The following is a 2,641-nucleotide window of genomic DNA, read 5'->3' as shown; positions in this document are numbered from 1 at the left end:
TGTAGATGATAAACTAAAGTTGACAGGTTCCGATAAATAAGATTTGACAGTCTCACCTCTAATTTTACCATATATGTATGTTGTTAACATAGGGTTTTACACATCAAACTTCAGTGGAGCTGGCTGCCATTGAAGTTACATAATCACATCCGATATAGCCAAAGGTATGATTTAAAATGTCCCTTCTGTATAATAGAATTGATTCATACAGAGGGGAGGACATGAAATTGAATACTGAAGAAGGTTGGAAAATGTATATAGACATTAAGCACCTAAAATCAAGGGGGTTCAGCAACTCCAAGATTTCTAAGCTACTAGGTATAAGCAGGCCTACAGTAATAAAATATGTAAATATGGAACCTGAAGAATTTGCTCAAGAGATGAACAAGCGAAAACATAGGACAAAAAAAGCACAGAAGTACGAGGAGGATATCATTGGGTGGTTGAAGCAGTATCCTCAAATGACAGCAGCACAGGTATTTGACTGGCTAGAAGAAAAATATGAGAAGATTGATTTTAATGAATCTACAATGAGGAACTATGTAAGGTTTATACGAAAAGAATATGATATCTTAAAGGACAGCTCTACGAGACAATATGAAGCTTCTGATGACCCACCTATGGGAAAACAAATGCAGGTGGATTTTGGAGAGAAGAAGGTTTTAAGCCAGATGGGAAAGAAATATCTATCTATGTTATGTGCTTTGTTTTATCTCACTCAAGATTCAAATATTGTGAATGGCAAGCAAGGCCCTTTAAGACTAGCGATATCATAAAAATTCATGAAAATGCCTTTGAATATTGGGGAGGTCATCCTGCGGAAGCAGTATATGACCAAGATCATCTGATATTAGTTAGTGAGAATCATGGAGACCTGATTTACACTAAAGAGTTTGCTGCATATCTGCAAAAAAGAAAATTTAAGATACGAATGTGCCGTAAGGCAGATCCTGAAAGTAAAGGAAAGATTGAAAAGGTTGTTGACTACGTCAAGGAGAACTTTGCGAGCAATAGAATTTTCTACAATATTGATAAATGGAATGAAGATTGTTTTAAATGGCTTAAGAGAAGGGGGAACGGGAAGATACATTCTACCACAAGAAAAATACCGGGCGAAGTATTCTTAGAAGAGAAGAAATACTTACAGCCGGTACTTGAGAAAATAATTTCAAAAACACACATAATCAGTATAACTTATCAGGTAAGGAAAGACAATACTGTGCCCATACAAGGAAATAGATATACCGTTCCGAGAGGAACATATAAAGGACCACATACTAATGTAGGAGTCACAAAGATTGAAGACCAATATATAGTTATCTATGACCTTGATACAGAAATTGAAATAGCACGTCATGAGATACCTCAGTCCAAGGGAAATCTAGTTGCCAATAATCATCATAGACGTGATAAATCTCAAAAGATAAAGACTATGATAGAAAATATAATCAAGAAATTTACTGATCAAGACAAGGCAAAAGTATTACTTGAAGGTATACACAATGAAAAACCCAGATATATAAGAGATCAGTTGATGCTAATAGATTCTGTTATACAATCTGCAAGTAATAGTTCCATTAGTAAGGCTCTGGATTATTGTGTGAAAAATCATCTTTTCAGTGCTGTAGATTTTAGAGATGCCGTAAATCATTATTCAAAAATAAATGTTGAATCAGAAAATGCTCCTGTTGAAATAAAAGGCATTACTGAATCGGCAACAAGCAAAATAACAGGAAAAGTCAAAGTAAGATCTATCAGTGAATATGCTGATATAATGAACGGAAGTAATGGAGGTTAATAAATTGTCTCATAATATAAAAGTATTGGAATCTATGCTTCGAACACTAAAGATGTATCATACTGCGGAGAATATAGGCGATATCATAGAGAAAGCATTGGAAAATTCTCTAACCTGTGAAAAGTTCCTAGAAGAAGCTCTTCGGGAGGAGATAAAAGGTCGAGAAACTAGAAAACTAGAAAAAAGACTTAAACAGGCCTTTTTTCCCGAATATAAAACCCTTTCGGAGTTTAATCTTGCGGAGCAAAAATCCTTGAGCCAAAGGCAGTTAAACCAGCTTAAGGAACTTGTATGGCTAGAGCAAGGATATAACATAGTTTTTCTTGGCCCTCCGGGCGTAGGAAAAACTCACTTGTCCATAGGAATAGGCATTGAAGCAATAAACAATGGATATAAGGTAAGGTTCTCAACAATAGCAGATTTAATTCATCTATTAAAGACACAGGAGATATCTTCTTCCTCTAGAAATAAGGTGAAGAAGATAATAGATTGTGATTTGTTTATAATTGATGATTTAATGTTCATGGCTATGGAAAAGCAGGAAGCAAACCTGTTTTTCCAGCTAATAAATAAGTTGTATGGTCAGACATCAATAATAATTACATCGAACAAAGGACCAGAGGAATGGGGAGAACTTTTAGGTGATGCTGCAATAACAACTGCTATACTTGATAGGATAGTTCATAAATGTGAAGTAGTGAATTTCTTTAATGATGACAGTTATAGAATAAAGCATAGGCAGAGTATCTTTGGGAATTCACAGTAAATCAATTACATTTAAGGAAATAATTATGTGTAAAAAGTTATTTATCGGAATCTGTAAAAATCTACTTGACGTCTACA

At 34.6% G+C, this 2,641-nt stretch carries 3 protein-coding genes; all 3 read left to right on the top strand.

What is annotated here, in order from left to right; genetic code table 11:
• Positions 1-221: 221 nt before the first annotated feature.
• From Q428_RS16160 to istB, 3 genes are read left to right on the top strand one after another with little or no spacing between them, the layout of a single operon-like run.
• Positions 222-776: a hypothetical protein gene (locus tag Q428_RS16160; RefSeq protein ID WP_242847858.1), complete on the top strand. Its 555-nt coding sequence runs from the start codon at positions 222-224 to the stop codon at positions 774-776.
• On the top strand, positions 698-1,798 hold the full coding sequence (locus Q428_RS13645; protein WP_242847857.1) for a hypothetical protein: 1,101 nt from the start codon (positions 698-700) through the stop codon (positions 1,796-1,798). Before Q428_RS16160 ends, Q428_RS13645 begins: the two co-directional genes overlap by 79 nt.
• 4 nt (positions 1,799-1,802) lie before the next feature.
• Positions 1,803-2,564: an IS21-like element helper ATPase IstB gene (gene istB / locus Q428_RS13640; RefSeq protein ID WP_242847856.1), complete on the top strand. Its 762-nt coding sequence runs from the start codon at positions 1,803-1,805 to the stop codon at positions 2,562-2,564.
• The last annotated feature ends 77 nt before the right edge of the window (positions 2,565-2,641 follow it).

The sequence above is a fragment of the Fervidicella metallireducens AeB genome, from assembly GCF_000601455.1.
Classification (GTDB): domain Bacteria; phylum Bacillota; class Clostridia; order Clostridiales; family Caloramatoraceae; genus Fervidicella; species Fervidicella metallireducens.
The sequence above is the reverse complement of the archived record's forward strand: the minus strand, read 5'-3'. Positions and strand labels throughout refer to the sequence as shown.

Excerpts from the sequence above, each read along its gene's own strand:
- Q428_RS16160 (WP_242847858.1), top strand. The coding sequence starts at position 222 with ATGAAATTGAATACTGAAGAAGGTTGGAAAATGTATATAGACATTAAG.
- Q428_RS13645 (WP_242847857.1), top strand. The coding sequence starts at position 698 with ATGTGCTTTGTTTTATCTCACTCAAGATTCAAATATTGTGAATGGCAA.